This window comes from Paraconexibacter sp. AEG42_29, assembly GCF_040581415.1.
Lineage (GTDB): Bacteria > Actinomycetota > Thermoleophilia > Solirubrobacterales > Solirubrobacteraceae > Paraconexibacter.
The window spans coordinates 4903492-4924804 of the sequence record NZ_CP114014.1; the positions used below are offsets into that span (position 1 = coordinate 4903492).

Annotated in this window: 16 protein-coding genes and 1 riboswitch; of the genes, 10 read left to right on the plus strand and 6 right to left on the minus strand. The window is 69.4% G+C overall.

Features of this window, described 5'->3' with window-relative positions:
- The first annotated feature begins 54 nt into the window (after nt 1–54).
- The 3 genes from DSM112329_RS23675 (at nt 55) to DSM112329_RS23685 (ending at nt 1927) form a co-directional block, all read left to right on the plus strand.
- Nucleotides 55–498, plus strand: a complete 444-nt coding sequence (locus tag DSM112329_RS23675; RefSeq protein WP_354699026.1) for a hypothetical protein — start codon at nt 55–57, stop codon at nt 496–498.
- On the plus strand, nt 498–1334 hold the full coding sequence (locus DSM112329_RS23680) for a PASTA domain-containing protein (RefSeq protein ID WP_354699027.1): 837 nt from the start codon (nt 498–500) through the stop codon (nt 1332–1334). Before DSM112329_RS23675 ends, DSM112329_RS23680 begins: the two co-directional genes overlap by 1 nt.
- Nucleotides 1335–1402: 68 nt before the next feature.
- A complete protein-coding gene (locus tag DSM112329_RS23685) occupies nt 1403–1927 on the plus strand; it encodes a hypothetical protein (RefSeq protein ID WP_354699028.1) in 525 nt (174 codons plus the stop codon).
- Between the two features lie 140 nt (nt 1928–2067).
- On the opposite strand, the gene DSM112329_RS23690 is transcribed toward DSM112329_RS23685, so the two are convergent.
- Nucleotides 2068–3120 (minus strand): tetratricopeptide repeat protein, encoded by a 1053-nt coding sequence (locus DSM112329_RS23690; RefSeq protein WP_354699029.1) that lies wholly within the window; start codon nt 3118–3120, stop codon nt 2068–2070.
- 280 nt (nt 3121–3400) lie between these two features.
- Nucleotides 3401–3491: riboswitch (SAM riboswitch) on the plus strand.
- A 635-nt stretch (nt 3492–4126) separates the two neighbouring features.
- Between DSM112329_RS23690 and DSM112329_RS23695 the strand changes: the two genes are divergently transcribed.
- Nucleotides 4127–4468, plus strand: a complete 342-nt coding sequence (locus tag DSM112329_RS23695) for a hypothetical protein (RefSeq protein ID WP_354699030.1) — start codon at nt 4127–4129, stop codon at nt 4466–4468.
- On the opposite strand, the gene DSM112329_RS23700 is transcribed toward DSM112329_RS23695, so the two are convergent.
- Complete coding sequence (locus tag DSM112329_RS23700) at nt 4465–6096, minus strand: NERD domain-containing protein (protein WP_354699031.1); 1632 nt, start codon at nt 6094–6096, stop codon at nt 4465–4467. The genes DSM112329_RS23695 and DSM112329_RS23700 overlap by 4 nt on opposite strands.
- 49 nt (nt 6097–6145) lie before the next feature.
- Here DSM112329_RS23700 and DSM112329_RS23705 point away from each other — a divergent pair, with 49 nt between their 5' ends.
- Nucleotides 6146–6334, plus strand: a complete 189-nt coding sequence (locus tag DSM112329_RS23705; protein WP_354699032.1) for a hypothetical protein — start codon at nt 6146–6148, stop codon at nt 6332–6334.
- Between the two features lie 313 nt (nt 6335–6647).
- Here DSM112329_RS23705 and DSM112329_RS23710 read toward each other — a convergent pair whose 3' ends face one another.
- The 4 genes from DSM112329_RS23710 to DSM112329_RS23725 form a co-directional block, all read right to left on the minus strand.
- Entirely contained in the window at nt 6648–7454 is an 807-nt protein-coding gene (locus DSM112329_RS23710; protein ID WP_354699033.1) for a helix-turn-helix domain-containing protein, read from the minus strand.
- Between the two features lie 140 nt (nt 7455–7594).
- Entirely contained in the window at nt 7595–8569 is a 975-nt protein-coding gene (locus DSM112329_RS23715; RefSeq protein ID WP_354699034.1) for an HD domain-containing protein, read from the minus strand.
- 40 nt (nt 8570–8609) lie between these two features.
- Nucleotides 8610–8882, minus strand: a complete 273-nt coding sequence (locus DSM112329_RS23720) for a hypothetical protein (protein WP_354699035.1) — start codon at nt 8880–8882, stop codon at nt 8610–8612.
- Nucleotides 8879–9799 (minus strand): hypothetical protein, encoded by a 921-nt coding sequence (locus tag DSM112329_RS23725; RefSeq protein ID WP_354699036.1) that lies wholly within the window; start codon nt 9797–9799, stop codon nt 8879–8881. The genes DSM112329_RS23720 and DSM112329_RS23725 overlap by 4 nt, the downstream gene beginning before the upstream one ends.
- Nucleotides 9800–9980: 181 nt before the next feature.
- On the opposite strand from DSM112329_RS23725, the gene DSM112329_RS23730 reads away from it, so the two are divergent.
- The 5 genes from DSM112329_RS23730 to DSM112329_RS23750 all read left to right on the plus strand — a co-directional run bounded on the left by DSM112329_RS23730 (nt 9981) and on the right by DSM112329_RS23750 (nt 21296).
- On the plus strand, nt 9981–12881 hold the full coding sequence (locus tag DSM112329_RS23730) for an AAA domain-containing protein (protein ID WP_354699037.1): 2901 nt from the start codon (nt 9981–9983) through the stop codon (nt 12879–12881).
- Between the two features lie 70 nt (nt 12882–12951).
- Nucleotides 12952–13692, plus strand: coding sequence for a hypothetical protein (locus tag DSM112329_RS23735; protein ID WP_354699038.1), 741 nt, complete (start codon nt 12952–12954; stop codon nt 13690–13692).
- Nucleotides 13693–13819: 127 nt separating this feature from the next.
- Nucleotides 13820–16996, plus strand: coding sequence for a PD-(D/E)XK nuclease family protein (locus tag DSM112329_RS23740; RefSeq protein ID WP_354699039.1), 3177 nt, complete (start codon nt 13820–13822; stop codon nt 16994–16996).
- A complete protein-coding gene (locus DSM112329_RS23745; RefSeq protein ID WP_354699040.1) occupies nt 16993–20319 on the plus strand; it encodes a UvrD-helicase domain-containing protein in 3327 nt (1108 codons plus the stop codon). Before DSM112329_RS23740 ends, DSM112329_RS23745 begins: the two co-directional genes overlap by 4 nt.
- Entirely contained in the window at nt 20310–21296 is a 987-nt protein-coding gene (locus DSM112329_RS23750) for a hypothetical protein (protein WP_354699041.1), read from the plus strand. Before DSM112329_RS23745 ends, DSM112329_RS23750 begins: the two co-directional genes overlap by 10 nt.
- The last annotated feature ends 17 nt before the right edge of the window (nt 21297–21313 follow it).

Here is a 21313-nt window from a genome sequence, read left to right on the forward strand (position 1 = left end):
GCGGGGGCGACTGCTCGCCATGCCCTGTCCCAACCCGACTGACCGAGAGACCCCATGACCCTGCGCATCATCGTCGCCGCGGCGACCAGCGCCCTACTCCTGGCCGCGTGCGGCGAGAGCACCTCCTCCGACACGCAGACCGTCGCCGCCCCGGCGCAGACGGTCACCGTCACGGAGACAACGACCGCCGCCGCGGCGCCGACGCCCGAGCCCGAGACCACGACGTCGGCCGCAGCCGCGGAGCCCGATGAGGCGGACGCCGGCTCGTCAGGCGACTGCATCGTCGTCCCCGACGTCGAGGGCGGTGACCATCAGCTCGCACAGGACACGATGCAGGCCGCGGGCCTGTACTCGCTGGATGAGGAGGACGCGACCGGCCAGGACCGCCTGCTGATCGTGGACCGCAACTGGACCGTCGAGTCGCAGCGCCCGGCCGCCGGCAAGTGCGTGTCCGAGGACACCACGGTTCTGCTGCGCAGCAAGAAGGACGGCGAGTGATGGCGACGTCCGTCCCGCCCCCGTCCGGTCCTGAGGCCGGTGGCGGGGGCGGCTTCCGCGGGCTCGTGCGCCGGCGTCCCGTCGCCTGGCTCGTCGGGACCGCGATCGTCGCGCTGATCGTCGGCGCAGCCGCGGGCCAGGCCGACACGGCGCCCCGCGCCGACCTCGACGAGGCCAAGCAGGCGAACGTCCGCCTCACCAGCGCGAACGCCACGCTGAAGCAGGACGTCGAGGACGCCCGGGCACGCAACGCGACGCTCGAGGAGGCTCGCGACAAGGCGACGCGCGAGGCCGACAACGCGTTGGCCGAGGCCCGCCGCATCACCGCCCGCGGCACCGTGCCGAGCCTGGTCAGCGGTGACGTGGACGAGGCCCGCGACAACTCCGTGGTCGGCGACTTCGAGTGGAAGATCCGGCAGCAGTCGCGTATCTCCGGCGCTACGCCGGGGACGGTCATCGCCCAGCGTCCCCGGCCGGGTGCAACGCTTGCCCGCGGCGCCGGCATCACGGTCGTCGTCGCCAAGAAGGCACCGCCGAAGCCGAAGCAGTGGGTGACGATCTACAGCCTGTCCGGCGGCGGCTCCCGGCGCACCGGCGAGTTCCGCATCCCCGAGGGCGAGAAGGTCCGCGTCCGCTACAGCTACGGCGGCGACACCAACGACACCCTCCAGCTGAAGTCCCCCGACGAGGGCGACGACAGCTTCGGCGACCTGATCGTCAACGAGATCGGCCCGTACTCGGGCGTGTCCCGCCTCTACGGGAAGTCGGGGACGTACTACCTCGACGTCATGGGCGGCAGCTGGGACATCGCGGTGCAGGTGTTCAAGCGCCCGTGAGCCGCCGGCGAGTGGGTGCCAAAGCCGCGACCGACACAGGCGCCGAGATCTGACAAAACCCCCCGCTCGTGAGCGCGGCCCGCCGGGTTCACGTCGCGGCGTTGCTACAAGGAGAAGGTATGGACACCCACCTACACGTCGTCTTCGGGCGTTCCGTCGACGGACTGAGCACCGTCTACATCGAGCGCCCGCTCGCGGATGATCTCGCGCGGACCCGGAGAGTGCTCGATGACGCGACGACCTGGGGTGAGCTCCGGGCCGGCCTGACGGCGGACCGGTACCTCGAGTGCGTCGATCGCGCAGACACGCGAGACGGCCACGAGCCCGACGACAACGACGCGTTCGAGGCACACGAGCTTGCGGGTTTCGCAGACGGCGACTGGCCAGAGTGGCCCGCGACGGAACACCTGCATTGGATGCCGGACGAGGCCAAGCTGCTGGGCAAGCGCGAGCCCACGGTGCTCAACGACGACATCCTGGAGTTCGATCCCGCCAACGACTCGGCCGTGGTCGCCGCGCTGGAGCGCGCCGGCTACGTGGTCACGGAAGACAATGACGCTGTCGCCGCCGCGCTGGGGATGGCGGGCGCGTAGCGCGACGGCCGACCCTTGACCGGTTAGCGAAGCAGCGCGACGCACCAAGCGTCGGGGCGACGACGGGCCTGGTCTGGCACGGGCCGGCCTGGCCCCAGCTCCAGACGCGCTGCCGAACGGATCGCGTGACGCGACCGCCGTCAGGGTCGCCAGCACCGGAGCTCAGTGAGCTCGTCGTACGGCAGCGACGACTCGAGGTCATACCGGTCTGCCACGTCTGCACGCAGTTGCAGCGCAGTCGTGGCGGCGCCGAGGGCCAGCAGCTCGACGAGGTCGGCGGTCAGGTGGTCGACGGGCACAGGCACCTGGGTGACAAACCAGATCTCGGATCCGTCCACCCACAGGTTGCCACGCAGAGCATCGCTGTCGGCGTACACCGGATGCTCGTGCTCGAAGTCGAGGTGCAGCGCCGGTGCACGACCGACCATGGAGCGCACGCGCAGCGGCCAGGTGTGGCCGGGGAAGTCGATCACCACGGGCTCGAGTGGGTGGTCGATGACCAGGCAGCCGGAGTCCTCGTCGCCCCAGACCTCGGTCTCGTACGCGAGGTCCCCGGCCACCTCGAACGCCGCCCGTACCCACTCGGACACGGGTTCCTCCGGCTCGGCTTCCGGGACCTCGATGTCACCCGCGAGGAGCTCCTGCAGCAGCTCCTCGGCCCAGGTGTCGTCGTCCTCACGGTAGATGTCCGGGTCGCGGACCTCGAACATGATCGCCCGCTCGTACGCAGTCCTCGCCTCGGCGAGGTCGCCCAGTGCCGCAGCTGTCCGGCCGAGCCAGCACCAGTTGAACGCGTCCTCCGGAGCGAGCTCGCAGAAGTATCGGAAGTAGCCGTACGCCTCACGGAGGCGGCCGAGCTCGAAGAGCGCCACCCCGAGCGTGTAGTGCGCGCTCATGTTGCCCGTGAGAAGGACCCGGCGCCACCGCACGACGGCAGCCTCGCCACGCGATTGGCGCGCGGCTGCCGCCAACCCGTCGTCGAGCCCGTCGACGGTCCGGTGACGTAGCGCGCAGACAGCGGCGATGATCGCGTTGACCGTGACGTCGCTCAGGCCGAGCGTCGGCGCGTCGAAGCGCGGCCCGTCCCAGCGCGGCGTGCTCGCCGTCGTCGGGGTCGTACGCCGAGAGGTCCTCGACCAGGAAGCCCGTGCAGCGATCGGCCGACGGAGGCTGCAGCAGCGCCACGTGGTCACCGACGACCGTCCAGCACTCGACCCGCTGCCCTTCGTGGGTGTCCCCGAACTCGAGCGCTACGAGGCGGTCGAGCTGGCGGTCCAGCGTGACGCGAAGGCGGGGACGACGAGGACTGACCACATGTCCTGGGTCGTACCGGCGACACGTCGTCTGACACCCGGCACCTCGCCGTCGGGCGGTCGCGCACGGTCGTGTAGCCAAACTGTAGGGAGGTATGGCGAGGCCTGTATAAACCGTCCGGTCGGGTCACCGCAGCCGGTGTACCCGACACCGCAGGACCACCCATCAAGAGTGGCCGAGGGACCCAGCCCTGTGACGCCGCGGCAACCAGCTCAGCACCAGCGGGTGCCAACGCTGGGATCGATGGAGGTGACGCTGGATGACCAAGAAGCGCAGGCGGTCGACGCCGCAGGAGCCGAGTACCCGCCAGTTCACGCGCAGCACCGATCCGCAACCGCAAAGTTCTGCGCTCGCACTCGGCGGACCCAGGAATCGGGACCCAGCCGCACGTCCCAAGCCGGTGCCTCGCACGTCGGATGGCCCCGTCTCACGGTACGCCTTTCGCTTCGAGCCGCGTAGTGGATGGGTGCTTCCCTGCGGGTTCAGCTCCAGCCTGCTGGGCAACGTCATGCCCGGAGAACGCTGCGCGGTCGGCGGCCTCGTCTTCGTCGACGAAAGGCACATCGAGGCGCGCTTTGCGGTCTGCGACGACGCCGTCCGCGTCGACGCCATCGCACGGCTGCGCTGGTGGGCGCATGGGTCTCCGTGGACCCTGAAGGTCGCGGACGGGCTGCACCCGGTGAATCCCTTTCCCGGGACGTGGTACCCGCTCGCCTGCTCCAGCTGCGGCCGGCACGGTGAGGTCTCAGCAACAGCGATGCCGTATGTCCGCTGCGCCGCCTGGGTGCTGCTCCCTTGCCGCTGTGGCGGCGTCTTTCTCCCTACGCGTCGGACTGACGACCCCACGTCCGACTCCCGGACTCCCGACCCGAAAGCACCCTGACCATGTGGATCTTCACGACCTCCGGCTTCCTCTCCGTCGTCACCCCGGCCGACCGCCCCGGTGACCTCCTCGTCCGAGCCCGCGTCCGCGCCGACCTCGAGGCATTCTGCGACGCCACCGGCGCACCCGCACCGATCGAGACGCCCGCCCGCGACTACCGCTGGCGGACGTTCGTCCCGGCGGCGACGTTCGCCACCTACCTCGCCGGCCAGGCGGAGGCGATCGACTACGGCAACTTCAAGAGCGCCGTCGCCGCCCGCCAGGGTCACGACCGCGCCCATCGCTACCACGACGTGTGGAGCGTCATGCACGACCTGCAGCTCGCGGACGCAGACGCGGTCTAGCCGGGGCCGACGATGACCACGTGGTTCCGCGCCCGCGACAGCGCGACGTAGAGCTGCTGGTCGTGCGAGGCGGCGTCAAGGTCCTCGAGCTCGCACAGCACAACCACGGGCGACTCGAGGCCCTTGAAGGCGCGGATCGACGAGAAGTGCACGTGCGACCCGCCGGCTCCGCGCTTGTCGGTGAAGGTGAAGCGCCCGTGCCCCTCGCGGGCGACCGCGCTCTTCGCGCTCGCGTGTGAGGACAGCACCACGATGTCCTGCGGCGGGATCTCGTCGGTGCTGCAGAGCCGCTCCAGCACCGACGCCACCGTCGCCGGCTGGTCCTTCGCCAGCAGCAACTCGGGCGAGCGTCCCTCGGGGCCGCGCGCCTCGGGGACGATCTGACCCTGGTAGAGCTTCATCACCTCACGATGGATCAGCTGCGTGTTGCGGCAGTTGACGGTCAGGTCGAACGGGACGTAGTCGTCCGTGACGTCGAGCGTCGTGTCGTAGATGCGCTGGTTGTCGTCGAGGAACAGCCACAGCGATCCGGCGGCCGGATCGGCGATCGTCGTGTTGAGGGCGTCGAGCCAGTCGGTGTGCAGGTCCTGCGCCTCGTCCACCAACACCGCGTCGAACTGACCGCCGAGCTGCTCCATCGCTTCGATCAACGCGTACGGCAGGTCCTCGCGCCAGTGCTCGGGCGGCGGGGTCGTGCCGCTCGGGTAGTCCTTGAGCGGGATCTTCGCCCGCCGCGCCCAGTACACGCAGACGCTGTGGAAGGTCTGGAACGTCAGGTTGTCCCGCCCCTCGCGGGTGTTGAGATGCTCGCGAAGCCCGCGGTTGAAGCAGACGAACAGGACGCGTTGGCCTTCGTCGGCGAGCCGCTTCGCCCGCTCCACAGCGAGCATGGTCTTCCCGGACCCGGCGCAGCCGTAGACGACCATCCTCCGCGCACGACCGAACCGATTCAGCAGCGCGGACTGCTCGTGGGTGAGGAGGACCAGCTCCTCGGTCTCGTCCAGGAACGTGGTCGCCATCGGGACCTCGATGCGGACACGTGGCGCGAGGAGCTCCCGGAGCATCGCTGCGCCTTCGGCACCGGGCGCGGTCCGCTTGTCGCGCGAGCCCTCGTGGTACGCGAGCGCGCGGTCGATCGCGGCCGTCATGTCCGGCAGATCGGTGCGGCCCATGACGAGATCCGCCGGCGCGTCCGGCGCGAGCACGAGGGAGTGCGCCGAGATGTCCGGGAACGCGAGCGCATGCACCAGGAAGAGCTTGTGCCGCCGGTACCCCTCGACCTCCTCGATCTTCCGCGACAGGTTGTACCGGTGGTCGAGCGCCTGCGTGAACGGGTCCTTGATCCGCTCGGCCGGACCGTCCTTCCGGAGCCGGCGCCACTCGCCGAACTCGCACTCGATCCCGCCGCCCTTGACCTCCAGACAGACGATCCCGCGGTCCGGGTGGCAGAGCACGAAGTCGCACTCGTCGTCCTCGGCCCCGGTCGCGTGGTCGCGGATCACGAGGCTCGCGGAGTGGAAGACCTCCCACTCGTCGTCGAGCTGGTCGCGGAGCGCCTCGAAGACGCGGCCCTCGGCGCGGCTCTTGACCTCGTCCTCCAGCAGCGAGCGCGGGTACATGCGAGCCATCCGCCGCGAGCCTACCCGCCGGCCCCGCGTCGTCGGCGATGATGGGCCGATGCCGGACGACGACGATCCTGGACGCGCCGAGCCGGCCGGGCCGTGGCGCCTGTGGCGTCAGGACGATCACGGCAACGCGGTGCCGATGGCCTCGTTCACCGATCGGGACGAGGCGGACCGCGCGTGCGCGAGGTACAACGCCCAGGGGCATCACCAGCACTACTGGGTGGAGTTAGACCATCGTTGAGCCACGCCTAACTCGAGGTGACCGGGCAGACACGAATGGTCGACCGCGCCGCCGGCCAGTCCATGCTCCTGAACGACCAGCGCGGGGTGGGGCCACTTCAGGCCGTCGCGCTGGGGCCAAGCGAAGCCGTCGCTCTCGTCCGCCGCCAATAGCGCACGAGCTCCGGAACGCACCACGAGACACGCTGTGTGCGTTTGTGGCTTGCAGCACTGGTGTCGTGAGCCCCTCCCCAAATCAGGACGGCTCGACCCGTTCCCCGCTCAACGCCGAGGCCTATTTCGGGCGGGTCCGTAGCGAGGATCTGCGACGTCCGCTACTGCGGCGCCTGCACGCCGTCGGCCGCCGGGGCTAGCCGGAACCGTGCTCGTCCCCCAGCGTCGTCCCTCTCGACCTCGCCACGCTCGACAAGACGTTTGAGTGCCTGATGGGTCGTCGGTTGACTCAGCCCTGTTGCCCGAACGAGCGCGGCCTCCCGCTGCCACTTCCCGGTGCTAAGGGCGTCGATGATGCGCCCGTACGACTCGCCCCTTGCTAGTCGTGCGGGGGAGGGCATGCTGTCATCGGGTTCGCTCCCTCCAGGGGTCTCAACGCTGGCGGCGTCGGCCGCCAGCGAGAGTGCAGACACTTGCAGGGTCAGCGCGTCGAGATCAGCGGCGATCTTCTCCAGTAGCGATCGGCTGGCAAGCGCAGGCTGCCTACCAGCCTGTTTGACCTCGTGAGCGCCACGAATGGTGGCTTGGGCTCGATTCTCGGATGTCTCAGCTGACGGAGCCGCAAAGATCAAGAGCGCTTCAACAGTCGCAACAAGATCGGCGTGATCGAGCGGACCAGCCTGGTCAGGCAGAGTGAACCAGGAAAATCGATCCCACCTCCCGGCGAGTCGGTCGCGTCGGTGATTCGCCAGGCGCCCCGTGATGTCACCCGTCGCCGTACCGACGTAGATCGTCGTCCATGCATGGTGCAGGACGTAGATCCCCGGCTGGCCGGCGACGTCAAAAGTCTTGCTTTCTCCGTCCACCTTGTAGGTGCCGGAGACTTCCTTCTGTCCTCCAGGTCCCTTCCGGCCCCAGTTCACGTAGGCGGGATCCCAGAACCGTCCGTAGAACTCAATGATCGCCATTCATCGCACCCACGTAATCGAAGTCGGAATGGAGGGCATCCCGCCACCCTGGCCAGTAGCGCGTCACGCTATAGCGACGTGGACCCGTGCGCGCACGACGCGCCGGCGGCGATACGACCCAACCTGAGGCAGACGATGCTTCATACCGGCCTCGGGACGAACGCCGCCGCGCCCAGGACGCGTTCGAACCGCGACCACCGCTCGTCACCGGCCTGCTTGGCGAGGCGGTCGTACGCACCCATCTGTCCACTCAGGTTGTCGACGGTGTGGACAAGGGTCGCCTCGCGCGTACTCGGCACGACGGGGCTGCCGTACTCGAGCCGGCCGTGGTGCGAGAGCACGATGTGCAGCAGGCGCTGGGCGATCTCGCCCGGGAAGTCCGGGTCCTGCTCGATGGCCTGGCGCACGCGGTAGTAGCCGAGCGGAATCTCACCGAGGAGCTTGCCGGCATCCGTGAGGTCGATCGCACCGCCCTCCTGCCGGTAGGCCTCGAGCTTGCCGATGTCGTGCAGCAGTGCTCCGCAGACCGCGAGGTCGCGATCGGCTCCGAAGACCGCGCAGAGACGGTCGACACCGTGGGCGACGTCGAGCGCGTGCTCAAGCAGGCCGTGACGGTACGCGTGGTGGTTGAACTTCGCCGCCGGCGCCAGACGGAAGCACCGGCCGGTCGGCGTGCCCGGACCGAGCAGGCGCACCATTAGCGCGGCGAGGTGCGGCTGCGCAATCGATGCGAGCAGCGCGTCGAGCGCGTCGGACAGCTCGCGCACGCAGCGGGCGGGTGCGTCGAGGAGCAGGCTCCAATCGACGTCGTCGCCGGCGACGGAGTCGACGGTCGCCACTGTCAGCTGCCGCCCGTACCGCGGATGCTCCGAGCACCGACCGCCGACTTGCGCGGGGGTGCCGGCCCGCAATCCCTCGACGGCTGCGCCCGGGTCCCACATGACCGCCGGGATGGTGCCGGAGCGGTCCCCCAGCAGCAGACGCAGGAAGGCCGACCCATCGCGCTTCTCCCGACGCTCGACTTCGCGGACGAGCAGCACGGCGTCAACGTCGCACGGGGTCTGCCACTCAGAGAGGCGCGGCGAAGTCGGTAGCTCGGGGACGGCGGTGCTCATGAGCGAGGAGTCGAAACGAGGCGCCCTCGTCTGACACTCGTCACGCGCGCTCGGCCTGCAGCTGCGCCGCCGACAACCCGAGCAGCACACCCAGGAGCACCGCGCCGACGGGCGCGTCGGGCTGCACCTCGTCCAAGCGGCTGGCGAACATGGCACGCGCGTCATCGTCGATCCCGACCGACTCCTGCAGGCACAACACGTCGGCGAGCTCGAGCTCGCGATCACCCGCAGTCTGCACCACGACGAAGTCGGTCAACCGATCGAAGGCTTCACGCAGCGCCTCGGCCAGGGCAGTCGCGGGGACGGGCGTCATCGCCCGCGTCCGTTCAGGAGCGCGACGACCTGCTCCGGATCGACCACGAGCACATCGTCGGCTCGTCCCCGCAGCTCAGCGAGCGAACGAACGGCTCGCAACTTGGCGCTGACGTCGAGCCCGACGCGGGCCGGGTCGTGCAGCTCGAACCACGGCAGCCCGGCCTCAGTGTAAGTCCACGCATCGACCGGCGGCGACGGCAGCGGAAGGCCTGTCACGGCAGCGAACGCCACTGCCTCGACCAGCGCGACGCGGACCGAGGCAGCCGGCTCACGCTCCCACGTGGCGTAGCCGTGGTTGTCCTCGTAGATCTCCTGACGGATGCGTCCACCGGCGGCGAGGCCCAGCGGCGCCGCTGACGGTGAGCAGCAGAGGACGTCATCAACCGCGACGGCGGGCGGCTCGTCGGGGAACTGACCCGGCCGGGCCGCGAACGTCGTGAAACGCAGGCCACCCTCGGGCGCGTCGCCGGACCGCTGCTCTTCCACCGTCGCGCCCGTCCCGAGCGGCGTGGCCACGAACTGCCGCACGCAGCCGTCGCCCGTGGACACGCCATCCAGCCAGGGCTGGTCCTGGACCACGAGGTAGTCCTGCTCCCCTCGGCGCGGAGGGGCGTTCCGGAACTCGCCGCCGGTCACCGCACAGGTGGCCCCGAGGCCGACCTTCAAGACGCTCGGGTGCCAGCTGCGCGCAGCGAAGGACAGCCACAGGGCTTCGCCGTCGCGCAGCGCGACGACGTGATCGGCGTCGCCGATACCGAGCAGGTCACGGGCCGCCGGCGCTAGCTCTGCGGCGGGCAGCGTCGGCATCGCACCTAGCGAAGGTGGGAGCGGGTGGTCCCCGCCGTCGTCGGGAATCCGCAGCGTCCGCTGCAGGGTCACAGTGACGCCGTCGCCTACGTCGATCGAGGCACTCATGGAGGGAGGGTCGAACCCCCGCGCACTGTTCTGACAGTGCGGGCCAGAACTCGGACGAGTCTCACCGCTCACGAACTGATTACGGCTGACGATAAGCAACCAGCGGAGCGGGGCGTCAGGTCTCGAGCCGTGGCAGCGACTAGCCTGACACACGACCGCGATCGAGGAGCAAAGAGCCGTCATGACGAGCAGCGAGGCATCTGACCGGGTCGCGTCGACCCGACCGGACCCGAATGCCGCCCGCGCCGCGATGCGCAGACCGCTCACGTCCCCGGTCCCAGGTTTCGTTGCTGCGCTCCGATCCGAGTGGGCGGCGACACGCAACCGCGCGGAGGCACAGATCGAGCTCCGAGATGGTCGTCGTGCCGGATCGCCGTCGAGCGGCCGGTACGTCTTTGCCGCGGTCACTGAACTGCGCGGCCTACGAGACGACACCGACGCGGTTCTGCTCGTCGGTCATGATGAGATCGACGCGCGCGTCATCGGATCGGATGGGCAGCAGATCCTCATCCGTTTGGACCGTGACCTCGGCGAGCACGTGCCGAGCGCACGTCTACGGCCCGATGCCGCGTTCCTCATCGATCGACTCATCGAACGCCTCGAGCAGCTCGACGGCCGGGTGGATGAACTCGGCGACCTCGTCCTCGGGCGGATCGAACCCAGCGGATCACCGGTAGACGCGCCGTGCGGCGACCTGAACCCAGAGCAGCACGCAGCTCTGAGTAGCGCGCTCGGCCGCGACCTTACGGTGATCTGGGGCCCGCCCGGCACGGGCAAGACCCGGACGATCGGGACGATCGCAGCGCAGGCAGCCATGGCTGGCCAGCGGGTGCTCATCGTCAGCCACACCAACATCGCAGTCGACGGCGCAGTGCTTTCGACCGTCGATGCACTCGCCGCGCAAGGTCACCACAACGCCGTCCTACGGGTTGGGGCACCACGCGATCACCGTCTCTCGTCCCAGCCGGAACTGCTCAGCGACGTGCTCGTCGCGCGCGCCGTCGAGGGATTCGAGAGAGAGCGGTCTGCGGCCATCGCTGACTGCGCAGAGGCCAGGGCAGCGCTCAACGATGCTCAGGCAGCTCACTCGGTGGCGTCGTGGCTCACGAGTAGCGGGCGGGCCGCTCGTGACCTGCAACGCCGTATGGACAATGAGCTCCCGTTGTACGAGCGCCGCGCCACGGAGCGCAGGGCGGCGGCTCGCACCGCTGGGCTTCAAGAACGCACGCGCCTCGAGCAGGCAGCAGAGGACGCCGAGCGCGATCACCGGCAGGCGCTGAGAGAGATCGTCGACGAGCTCAAGCAGCATCTTCACCTCCCGCGACTCCTTGGGCTGAGCACTGAAGCGGACGAGGACAGTGCTGAGGGTCTGCTCGACGAGCTCCACGTTGCCAGCGCGAACGCGAAGGCGCACCTGATCAGCAGTCCTCCCGATTCGCGTACTCGCGACAACATCGAGCGCTCGGTGCAACTCGCCGAGGAGCGCCTCCGGTCCGTCGAGCGGCGGATCCGCGAAGTCGAGGTGCGGATACTCGAGTCGAGGAAGGTCGTTGGCGCGACGCTTACGGCGGCCTACGTGCGCAAGTCGCTCCTCCTCCAGTCTTTCGACCTCGTCGTCATCGACGAAGCTTCGATTGCCAGCATCCCCGCGGTGTGGGCCGCAACAGCGCTCGCGCGCCGAGCAGTCGTGGTCGGCGACTATCACCAGCTGCCTCCGATCTGCCTCTCCGATGCTCCAATCGCTCGGAAGTGGCTCGGCCGTGACCTCTTCGACGTGGCTGGGTGGCGTGCCGCGGCCGAAGCGCGCCAGGCTCCCGAGCACTTTGTGACCCTCGTCGAACAACGACGTATGGCGCCCCGGATTCGAGCGATCCCGAACCTGCTCGCTTATCGGGGGCTCCTCAAGGATGCCCCCGGGATGGATGACGACAGTGAGTTGCACCCGTTCGCCACCGACGCGCTCCTGAAGCGTGACTCGGTCGAGCTCTGGGACGTCTCGTCGGTGCACCCGTGGGCTGCTAACCCGGCTCGTGCCTTTCGTTCGAGCCGCGCGAATCCCGTCAGTGCCGCGACGTCGCTCCTCCTCGCGACGAATGCACTGAGGCCCGATCGTCAACCGCACGAACCGGGGTCCGGGCCACGAGTCCTGATCGTGACGCCGTACCGTGCGCAAGCCGAGTTGTTGCAGCGGCTCATAGCCGCTCAGGGGCTGACGCACGAGGTTGTCGGGGGCACGGCGCATGCGTTCCAGGGAAGCGAAGCGCCCATCGTCATCCTTGACTTGGCGATCGCACCGCCTCACCACCGCGCCGCGCTCTTCAGCAAGGACCACGCCGACGTGACCGGCCGCCTGCTGAACGTCGCCGCCAGCCGTGCTCGCCGCCGGCTCATGGTCGTAACAACACACGACTGGAGCATGCGTCAGGCCAACACGCGATCACCGCTCAGGAAGCTCCTCGAGCATCTGGCGGCGAACACCTCGCAGCGTCGTGCGGTTGCCGCATGGACCACGGCCGCGGCTCATGAGCAGCCCGGCTGGCTAACGACTGACCTGACTCATCTGTCCGACGCGATCGAGAGCGCGACCGATCGCATCGTCATCGCGACGCCGGCAATCTCGTCGGGCGGAACCGCGTCGATACGGGACGCGGCAGCCCGCGCCGTGGCACGCGGGGTGACGGTCCTCGTTCTGACTGCGCCCGAGCGCGATGGGGCGAAAGTCGTACCTGCGGCTGTTCAAGACCTCCGCAGCGTCGGCGCTGTCGTGATGCGCAAGCGCGCCTTGCACGAGCACATCGTGGCCATCGACGATCGCGAGCTGTGGCTCTCGGCCATGTCGCCGCTGGCGCGCAGTGGCCCCGGTCCCGTCGCACGGCTAACAGGACGAGCGGCTGTCGACGAGGTCGCGTCGCTGCTTTGCTTGGACGACCTCGTCCGTGACCTCGATGCGAACGGTGCCCGCTGCCGAACGTGCGGCACCGAGCGCGAGCTGGCCGAAGGCGACCACAAGATGAATGGACGCTACTGGCGATGCCCGACGTGCGCACCCGAGCAGCGTGCTCGCCATCGGAGGGCACCGTGACGTTCCGAGACACCGTCCCGCATCTCCTCGCTAGGGATGCTCAACTTGCCCCGTGCGGGTCAGTCACCTGATGGCCCGGCCGAAGCGGCAGGTTCAGTTCTGGCGGAGCGCCGCCCGTCAGCCACCCGCCTTTCAGGCGGTGCAAATGCCCTGGACGGGTACCGTCATCGCGCAGTGGCCCCCTGACCAGCGCAGACGGTTTCTGGTCGCGTTTCGTCGCTACGTCCGGGAAGTCCCCTCACCTACCGAGGCAGAACGCGTCGCGTTTGTGGCGCAATGGGTCGCCGACAGTAGGCGTCGAGGCACACGTCTGCAGATGCCGTCTCAGCATGAACTCAGCTCTTTCATCGCGAGATCGTCGACCAGCAGCAAGACGGCTTCACCAGCTCGGGCATCAGCACCGATACGCAAACTGACCGCTCAAGAGAAGGCTGACGCGATCCATCGTGCCCGCTACCCCGATAGCCCGACTCGTGGCATCGCGGAGCCCAGTCCGGTGGTGGAAACGACCTCTAGCCCGCTGGCACTCCGCGACCTATCTGTCGACGACGTCGCCGTGACCGCACGCTGGCACGGTCGCGATGTCGTCGTCGAGTACTGCGGCCCGGCCGGACTCTCAGCGGTGTACTTCGAGCTGCAGCCAGCGGCGAGGCATCGCCGGTGTCCGCGCAAGCGCGCTGCGGGGTCCCAGGGCGGTCACGTCTTCAAGAAGGCTGATCCAGGGGCCACATGCGTCGTGCTCACGCTCGTTAGCAAGGGCTTCGCTGGATCGTTCGAGATTCCGGTGCTGGGCGCAGCACCGGAAGGATGACCGCGAGGCGCGTCCGCCTGACGGCCCCCTGGCGAGGAGACCGCCCGGACCGGCTGTCAGACACCGCCTGATGGCATCGACTACTCACGCGTATCGCACCCGCCCGGTACGGTCGCGCTTTCCCCACATGCCCACCCCCACGACCATCACCGCCCACCCCGCCGCGCTCGAGGTCGCCCTGGCCGACGCGATAAAGGCCGCCAAACGTGATGACCCCCTCGCCCCGGTCACCGTGCTCGTCGGAAGCACGTTGCTGCGGCCGTACCTCCAACGCCGGCTCGCGACGCTCCTCGGCGGGCACGCCAACGTCGCCTTCGTCACCGCCGGTGAGCTCGCGCTGAAGCTCGGGGAGCCTGCGCTCATCGCCGCCGGCCGCACCCCGATGCCGCCGCTGGCCGCCCGCATCCTCGCGGGCGAGGTCGCGCGGGACACCACCGGCTACTTCGCCCCCGTTGCCCACACCACGGGCTTCACGAGCGCGCTGCATCGACTGATCCGGGAGCTCACCCAGGCCGGGATCTCCGGCGGCGCGTTCGCCACCGTCGCACCGAACCTGCCCGGGACAACCGCGAAGCATCAGTCACTGGCCGAACTTGTCATGGCCTACGAGAGCAAGCGGGAAGGCTGGTACGGCGTCGACGATTGCCTCCTCGCGGCCGATCCAAAGCAGCTCGACGTACGGCTGCTCGTGCTCCACGGCGTCTGGGACCTCACCGGCGGCATGCAACGCGCGCTCGCCGTGATCGCCGAGACGACGCCCACGCTGGTCCTGTTGCCGACCGCGGCCTCCGATGCCGCGGCAACCGGCCTGACGAACATTCGCGGATGGTGCGAGTCCATCGGGGCGCAGCCGGCAGCCGCCCCGACCGACGACAAGCCCACGTCGGCTCTGCGCCACGTCCAAGACACGCTATTCGTCACTCCGCTGGACCCGACTCCCCCCGACCCAGATGGCACCGTCCGCATCGTGTCGGCGCCCGACCCCACCCGCGAGGTCCGGGCCGCCGCCCGCGCCTGCCTGGAGTGGGCCGCCGCCGGCATCCCGTTCCACCGCATGGCGATCGCCTCGCGGCACGCCGACACCTACCGGCCGCTCGTGGACGCGATCTTTCGCGAGGCCGGCATCCCCGCCTACCTGCACGAGGGCACGCCGCTCGGTGAGCTGCCACTCGGTCGCCGGGTCCTCGCCATCCTCGACCTGCTCGAGACCGACGTCGAGCGGCGCGCGATCATCGACGTCCTCAGCGACGCGGACCTCCCGAAAGAGACCCGCGAGCGCTACCCCGGCTACAGCGCTACCCGCTGGGACACGATCTCCCGCGCGGCCGGCATCGTCGGCGGCCGACCGCAGTGGCGAGAGCGCCTTGCACAGCAGGCCCATGACGCCCAGGTCCGCGCCGACGAGGACACGGAGGGGCGCAAGCCCTGGCTGAAGGACGACGTGGAGCGCATCCAATCGCTCGCCCGTTTCGTCGAGGACTTCGCGACCGCGTCCGACGAGCTCCCGAAGCAAGCGTCGTTCGCGGAGCACCTTGACGCGACGGAGGCGCTGCTCACCACCTACGTCGCGCGCGTCGAGCCGGTCATCACGGCGCTGCGCAGCCTCGCCCGTCTCGACGGCATCACTCCGACCCTGTCGTTCGAGCGCTTCCGCGACATCGTCCGCTCCGCGATCGAGGGCATGCGCAGCGACGACGTCCTCGACCGGCGCGTCGGCGCCTTCGGCCGCCGCGGCGTCAACGTCCTGGACGTCAACTCCCTCCGTCACCTGCAGTTCGACGGCGTCGTGCTGCTCGGGCTCGTCGAGCGCTCCTGGCCGTCACCGGTCCGGCAGGACCCGCTGCTGCTCGATCGCGAACGGGCTGCCCTCTCGGACCCTCTCGGCTTGCCGCTCCCACTGCGCACGCTGGGCGGCGACCCAGAGGCGCTGCAGTTCGTTCTCGCCGTGCAATCGGCGACGACCCACCTCCAGGTCAGCTATCCGCGCGCCGATCGGGCCGGCGGCCGCTCGCAGCTTCCGTCGAGCTTCCTTCGCGCGGTCGCCAGCGCCGCGACCGGTGCGCAGGTCTCAGCGGAAGGCCTCGATCATCTCGGCGCGCCGCTCGTCCGCCGTGAGCGCGCCGCGCAGGCCGGCGCCCCGGACGGCCAGCAGCCGATGTCCAGCGCCGAGCGCCGCCGGACCCTGCTCGAGAATCCCGACACCGCAGACGTCGGTCGCGCGCTCCTTCAGCAGGACGCGCGCTTCACCCGCGCCGCCGAGCTCGACCGCGCCCGCGCCTCCCGCGAGCTCACGACCTTCGACGGGTGCCTCGGCGAGGAGGGCGTCGCCGCCCTCGCGGAGCACTGGTCGCTGACCCGACCGATGCCGCCCACCGCGCTCGAGAAGTACGCCGGCTGCGGCATGCAGTTCTTCCTCAGCCGCGTGCTCGGCGTCCGCACCGACGACGAGCCTGAGGCCCTGCTGACCGTCGACGCGCTCACCAAGGGTTCGCTCGTGCACACCACGCTCGAGCGCTTCCTCGTCGAGCTCGGCGACCACGACTACCCTCGGACCGCCAAGCGCGCCGAGCACCTGCAGCGGCTGCTCGCCATCTGCACCGAGGAGTGCGACGCGATCGAAGGTCGCGGCCTGACCGGCTACCCGATGCTCTGGGAGCAGGAGCGCCGCCGCATCGCCGAGGACGTCGAGCGCTGGTACGACGCCGAAGTCCAGCGGGGTCGCGACCTCCCCCGCCGGTCCTACGAGCTCCGCGTCGGCCCGAAGCGTCGCGACGAGGACGACAAGAACCCGGCTTCTACCGATGAGCCGCTGACCATCGCAGTCGATGGCCACGAGCTCCGCTTTCAGGGCCGCATCGACCGCGTCGAGTGGGACCCGACCAGCGGCCGCTTTCGCGTCATCGACTACAAGACCGGCCGCGTCTGGAAGCGCAACGGCGATATCGAAGGCGGCGAGGCGCTGCAGCTCCCGCTTTACGTCCGGGCGGCCGCGCATGCGCTCGACCTCGACCCAGCCGACGGTGACGGCGAGTACTTCTACGTCACGCGCGACGGGGGCTTCGTCCGCATCACGTTCACCCAGGACGACCTCGCCGAGCAGCAGGAGTGGGTCGACGACGTCCTCGGCACGCTGATCGGCTCCGTCAGCGCCGGCGTCTTCCCCGCGCGACCGAGGGAACTACGTAACTGCGACCGCTGCACGTTCGACTCGCTGTGCGACGCCGGCCGCATGCACCAGAAGAAGCGCAAAGCCGATGACCCGCGCGCCGTCGCCCTCGACCGCCTCCGCGAGAAACGCTCGTGAGCGCGCACATCGTTCCCGTCGACCAGGCGGCCCGCGATCAGATCGTCACACGCCTCGATCGCAACGCATGCGTCGAGGCCGGCGCCGGTACCGGCAAGACGACCGTCCTCGTCGACCGCATTGTCGAGTTGCTGCGCACCGGCACCGCCGGCATCGACGAGATCGCGGTCATCACCTTCACCGAGAAGGCCGCCGCGGAGCTCAGCGTCCGCGTCCGGCAGCGACTAGAAAAGGCACTCCTCGACGCCGCTCCCGGGTCGAGCGACGAGGCCGTCCTGCGCGCAGCCCTCGGTGGCCTGCATCGCGCCCGCATCGAGACGATTCACGCCTTCTGCGGTGGCCTCCTCCGCGAGCGGCCTGTCGAGGCCGGCCTTGACCCGCAGTTCGAGGTCGTTGATCAGCTCGGCAGTCAGCTCGACTTCGACGTTGCCTATGACCGCTGGTTCACCGAGCTGCTCGACGGGGACGATCGGCGGGTCGCGCAGGCGCTGAATAGAACGATGTGGCCCGAGCACCTCCGCGAGCTCGCCGAGATCCTGACCGAGCACCGTGCGGTCCTGCCGCTCGCACCGGTCAGGGTGGATGATGCGGACCTCGCCGGTTACCTGTCGGTCATCGACGGTGTGGTCGACGACATCGCCCGACTGCACGAGGAGTTCGATCTTCCCGAAGCAGACGCTGGGATCCAGCAGCTGCCGGAGATCGAGCGGTGGCTTGACCGGGTCGCGGAGGCGCGCGGGGCGACTGCGGACCTCGAGCGTCTCCTCGCGCGTGCGCCGTCGTACACCGCCAGGGGCGCGCAGAAGCACTGGGACGACGCCGAAGGCTGCAAGATCCTGAAGGCGGCCGTCAATCGCCTGACGACCGCGAACGTCGAGGCATGCGCCGCGCTGCGCACCCGCGCCATCGCGGACGTCCTCCCGCTCGTCAGCAGCTTCGTCATGGATTTCGCGGAGGAGCGCCGCCGGACCGCACGGCTCTCCTTCGACGACCTGCTGCTGTGGTCGCGGGACCTCGTCGCTCAGCACCCGGACGTCCGCGAGGACTTCCGCCGCCAGTTCAAAGCGATCCTCGTCGACGAGTTCCAGGACACCGATCCCGTCCAGGCCGAGCTCGTCCTGCATCTCACGAGCGACGGGCCGGAGACCGACCCCCAGAAGCTCGTGCCCGCTCCCGGCCGGCTCGTCGTCGTTGGCGATCCAAAGCAGTCGATCTACCGCTTCCGCCGGGCCGACATCGCGATCTACGACGCGATCAAGCGCGGGCCGCTCGCCGACGACCTGCTGCAGATCAGCCAGAACTTCCGCTCGGCTGACGGCATTCTCGCGTGGGCCAACGATGTCTTCGACCGGGCGTTCAAGGAGGAGGCCGGGAAGCAGCCGGGGAACGTCCCTCTGCAGCCGTCGGGCCTCGGCGTGACGTCCGACCGGTCGCCCGTGGTCGTGATCCACGGCGCGACCGAGATGCAGGACGTCGGCGAGACGAAGCTCGCGCGACGCACGCAGGAGGCACGGCTGCTCGCGGCGACGTTCACGCGCGCCCGCGAGGAGGGCTGGCTGATCCGCGACCCGGACACCGGCGAGGAGCGGCCAGCGAAGTGGCGCGACATGGCCGTTCTCGTCCCCGCCCGGACCGAAGTCAACCTCTACGAAGAGGCGTTCGCCGCCGCCGGCGTGCCGCTGCGGCACGAAGGCGGCAAGACGTTCTTCCGTCGGCAGGAGGTTCGCGAGCTCGTGAGCATCCTGCACGCGATCGACGACCCCACCGACCGCGTGGCGCTCATCGCGTCCCTCCGGTCCCCGACGTTCGGGTGCTCCGACGAGGAGCTCTTCCTGTGGACCGCCGCGGGCGGGAAGTGGAGCTACTTCTCGAGACTCGACAGCGACGATCAACAAGGCCCCATGCGCGTGCGGGAAGGCCTGCTCCTGCTGCGCGAGCTACACCGAGCCCGCTCCGGTCTGTCCCTGCCCGAGCTCGTGCGCCGCGCACTGGACGACACCGGCGCGATCGAGCACGCCCTGACCCGGCCCGACGGCCGCGAGACGGCCGCGAATCTGCTCAAGCTCGTCGACCAGGCGCGTGACTTCAGCGCCTCCGGTGGCGGCGGCCTCCGGGCGTTCACCCGCTGGCTCGCGCGCAACCGCGACGAAGACAGCGAGGAGACCGACGCCGGCATCTCCGAGGACACGGACGACGTCGTCCGCCTCATCACGATCCACGCGGCGAAGGGCCTCGAGTTCCCGATCGTCGCGCTGGCGAACCTGTTCACCAGGGGCAGCTCGGCGCTGCGCCCGATCCCGGACGCGGCGAACCACCGCATCCACCTTCGCCTGGGGACGCAGAAGAAGTCCGGCTGGTTCACGACGCCGGACCTCGACGCCGCGCACGAGGCGGAGAAGTCGTTCATCGCGGCCGAGCGGCTGCGGCTGCTCTACGTCGCGGTCACGCGTGCGCGCGACGTACTGGTCGTGCCGTGGGTCGGCGAGAAGGCCGAGGGCATGCTGGAGACGCTGTCGCATTCGCTGCCCTCGTCGGCTGAGGACGCCGCCGGGGCAGAAGCACTCGGTGTTTCCATCCTGCATTGGACGTCGCTGTCGCTGCCGCCGGCAGACGCGGGCAGCGACAGCGGCGCTATCCCTGACACCCTCCCGGAATCCGAGGTGCAGGACGCGGCAACCGCGGCCGCACGCTGGGAGTCCGAGCACATCGACGGCATCGCCCGCGCGAGCGTCGAGCTGCCCGTCACGACCGCGACCGGGATGACCAAACCCTGGCGCCCCGTCGTGGCGAGCGCCGAGTCCGTGGACGCCTCCCTCATCCTTGGCGAGGGCCCGCCGCTTGCACTCGGTGACGCGCTTCACCTCGTGATGGAGCGCGTCGACTTCCCGGACGCCTCGAACCTCGAGTCCGTCTCCCACGCGATCTGCGTGGAGGCCGAGATCCCCGACCACGTGGACGAGGTCATCAAGCTCGCACGCCGGTGCCTCGCGAGCCCGGGCGTCATTGCCGCGTCGACGGCTGACCAGGTCGTGCGTGAGCTCCCGTTCACGGTCCCAGGCCCTGGCGGCGCCGGCTTCGTAACCGGCCGTGCCGACCTCGTCTACCGCGTTGGTGACGAGTGGACCGTCGTCGACTACAAGACAGACGGTGTCCCAGACCGAGACCTCGCGGCAGCAGCGGCCCATCACGAGGCCCAGGCGAGCGCGTACATGGAGGCGGTGCGGTCGGTTGTAGGTGTCGTGCCTAGGATCGTCCTGGTCTTCGCACGGGCGGGCGCCGAGGCAAGTTTCGAACCGACATCGGAGACAAGCCCGTGCGCGTGAACCCCCTCAGCAAGCCGGAGTACGCCTACCCCTACCTGCTCGACGCCGCAGCACTGCAGATGGCAGCTTCGGTTGCTGACCACCACAAGCTCCCATGGAAACGTGCCGCGCGTCATAAGGCAGTACTTGTTGAGTCCGACCTGACCTATAAGACGTGGCCGCGCACGCTCTGGCGACGTCCGCAACGCACCGTTTCTGGATTGAAGGGGGTGCGCTGGCCAGGGCAACTAGATGAGCGCACGCGGGTGTCGCTCATCGTCGATGCATCGTTCGTTGAGTTGTACGGGAGCGCGGGAATATCCGTGAAAGCGGACGAGCGTCGCGACGCTCTTCTCCAGCTCGCCGTCTTCCATAAAGTCGACCCGTCGTGGGTAGACCGCGCACTCGAGGTCAGCGAGGACGCGCGCCGGTCGCACCGATCGCTCGGTGACTACCTGTCGCCGAAGGGCAGTGTGCTGTCCCCGGCTCAGGGCGCCGTGGCGACCGTGACCCCCGGCATGAAGCTGCCCCATCTGGTCGGCGCCCGCGCTGGGTTCAACGGCGTAGCAGCCAGTCGCTACGGCCTCGTCTGGCTGGGCTACGGCTCATCGGTAGCTGGTGATCAGTGCACGACAAACGGACACTGGCTGCTCCGAAGCCCGCACAACGTCGGCGACATGACAGCGGATAGTGCGGTCACGGGCGCAACTGCGGGCCTGGCCCGCGGGACGGTCTTAGCCGGGATAGGTGTCGGCCGCGCGGTCAGCGAGCTCATTCGAATGCAGACGCTTGCCGCCGTTGTTGATCACGAGGCCCTCGGCAACTCGCTGGCCGGCACCGCGGCTACTGATCAGCTCGCCGAGGTCCGTGCCGAAGTCCAGCACGAGGTCGCGACCCTGCGCGACGTGCGACCTCCGAAAGAGCGCGAGTCAAGAGAAGCGGAGCTCGTTGCTAGGCACCTGGACAACGCCATCGACTGGCTCCACGCCCTGCGATGACCCTGATCGACGACAGT

Coding starts and splice junctions, on each gene's coding strand:
- DSM112329_RS23720 (WP_354699035.1), bottom strand. CDS start 8,882: ATGACGCCCGTCCCCGCGACTGCCCTGGCCGAGGCGCTGCGTGAAGCC.
- DSM112329_RS23735 (WP_354699038.1), top strand. CDS start 12,952: ATGGCCCGGCCGAAGCGGCAGGTTCAGTTCTGGCGGAGCGCCGCCCGT.
- DSM112329_RS23740 (WP_354699039.1), top strand. CDS start 13,820: ATGCCCACCCCCACGACCATCACCGCCCACCCCGCCGCGCTCGAGGTC.
- DSM112329_RS23695 (WP_354699030.1), top strand. CDS start 4,127: ATGTGGATCTTCACGACCTCCGGCTTCCTCTCCGTCGTCACCCCGGCC.
- DSM112329_RS23730 (WP_354699037.1), top strand. CDS start 9,981: ATGACGAGCAGCGAGGCATCTGACCGGGTCGCGTCGACCCGACCGGAC.
- DSM112329_RS23700 (WP_354699031.1), bottom strand. CDS start 6,096: ATGGCTCGCATGTACCCGCGCTCGCTGCTGGAGGACGAGGTCAAGAGC.
- DSM112329_RS23705 (WP_354699032.1), top strand. CDS start 6,146: ATGCCGGACGACGACGATCCTGGACGCGCCGAGCCGGCCGGGCCGTGG.
- DSM112329_RS23715 (WP_354699034.1), bottom strand. CDS start 8,569: ATGAGCACCGCCGTCCCCGAGCTACCGACTTCGCCGCGCCTCTCTGAG.
- DSM112329_RS23725 (WP_354699036.1), bottom strand. CDS start 9,799: ATGAGTGCCTCGATCGACGTAGGCGACGGCGTCACTGTGACCCTGCAG.
- DSM112329_RS23680 (WP_354699027.1), top strand. CDS start 498: ATGGCGACGTCCGTCCCGCCCCCGTCCGGTCCTGAGGCCGGTGGCGGG.
- DSM112329_RS23710 (WP_354699033.1), bottom strand. CDS start 7,454: ATGGCGATCATTGAGTTCTACGGACGGTTCTGGGATCCCGCCTACGTG.
- DSM112329_RS23675 (WP_354699026.1), top strand. CDS start 55: ATGACCCTGCGCATCATCGTCGCCGCGGCGACCAGCGCCCTACTCCTG.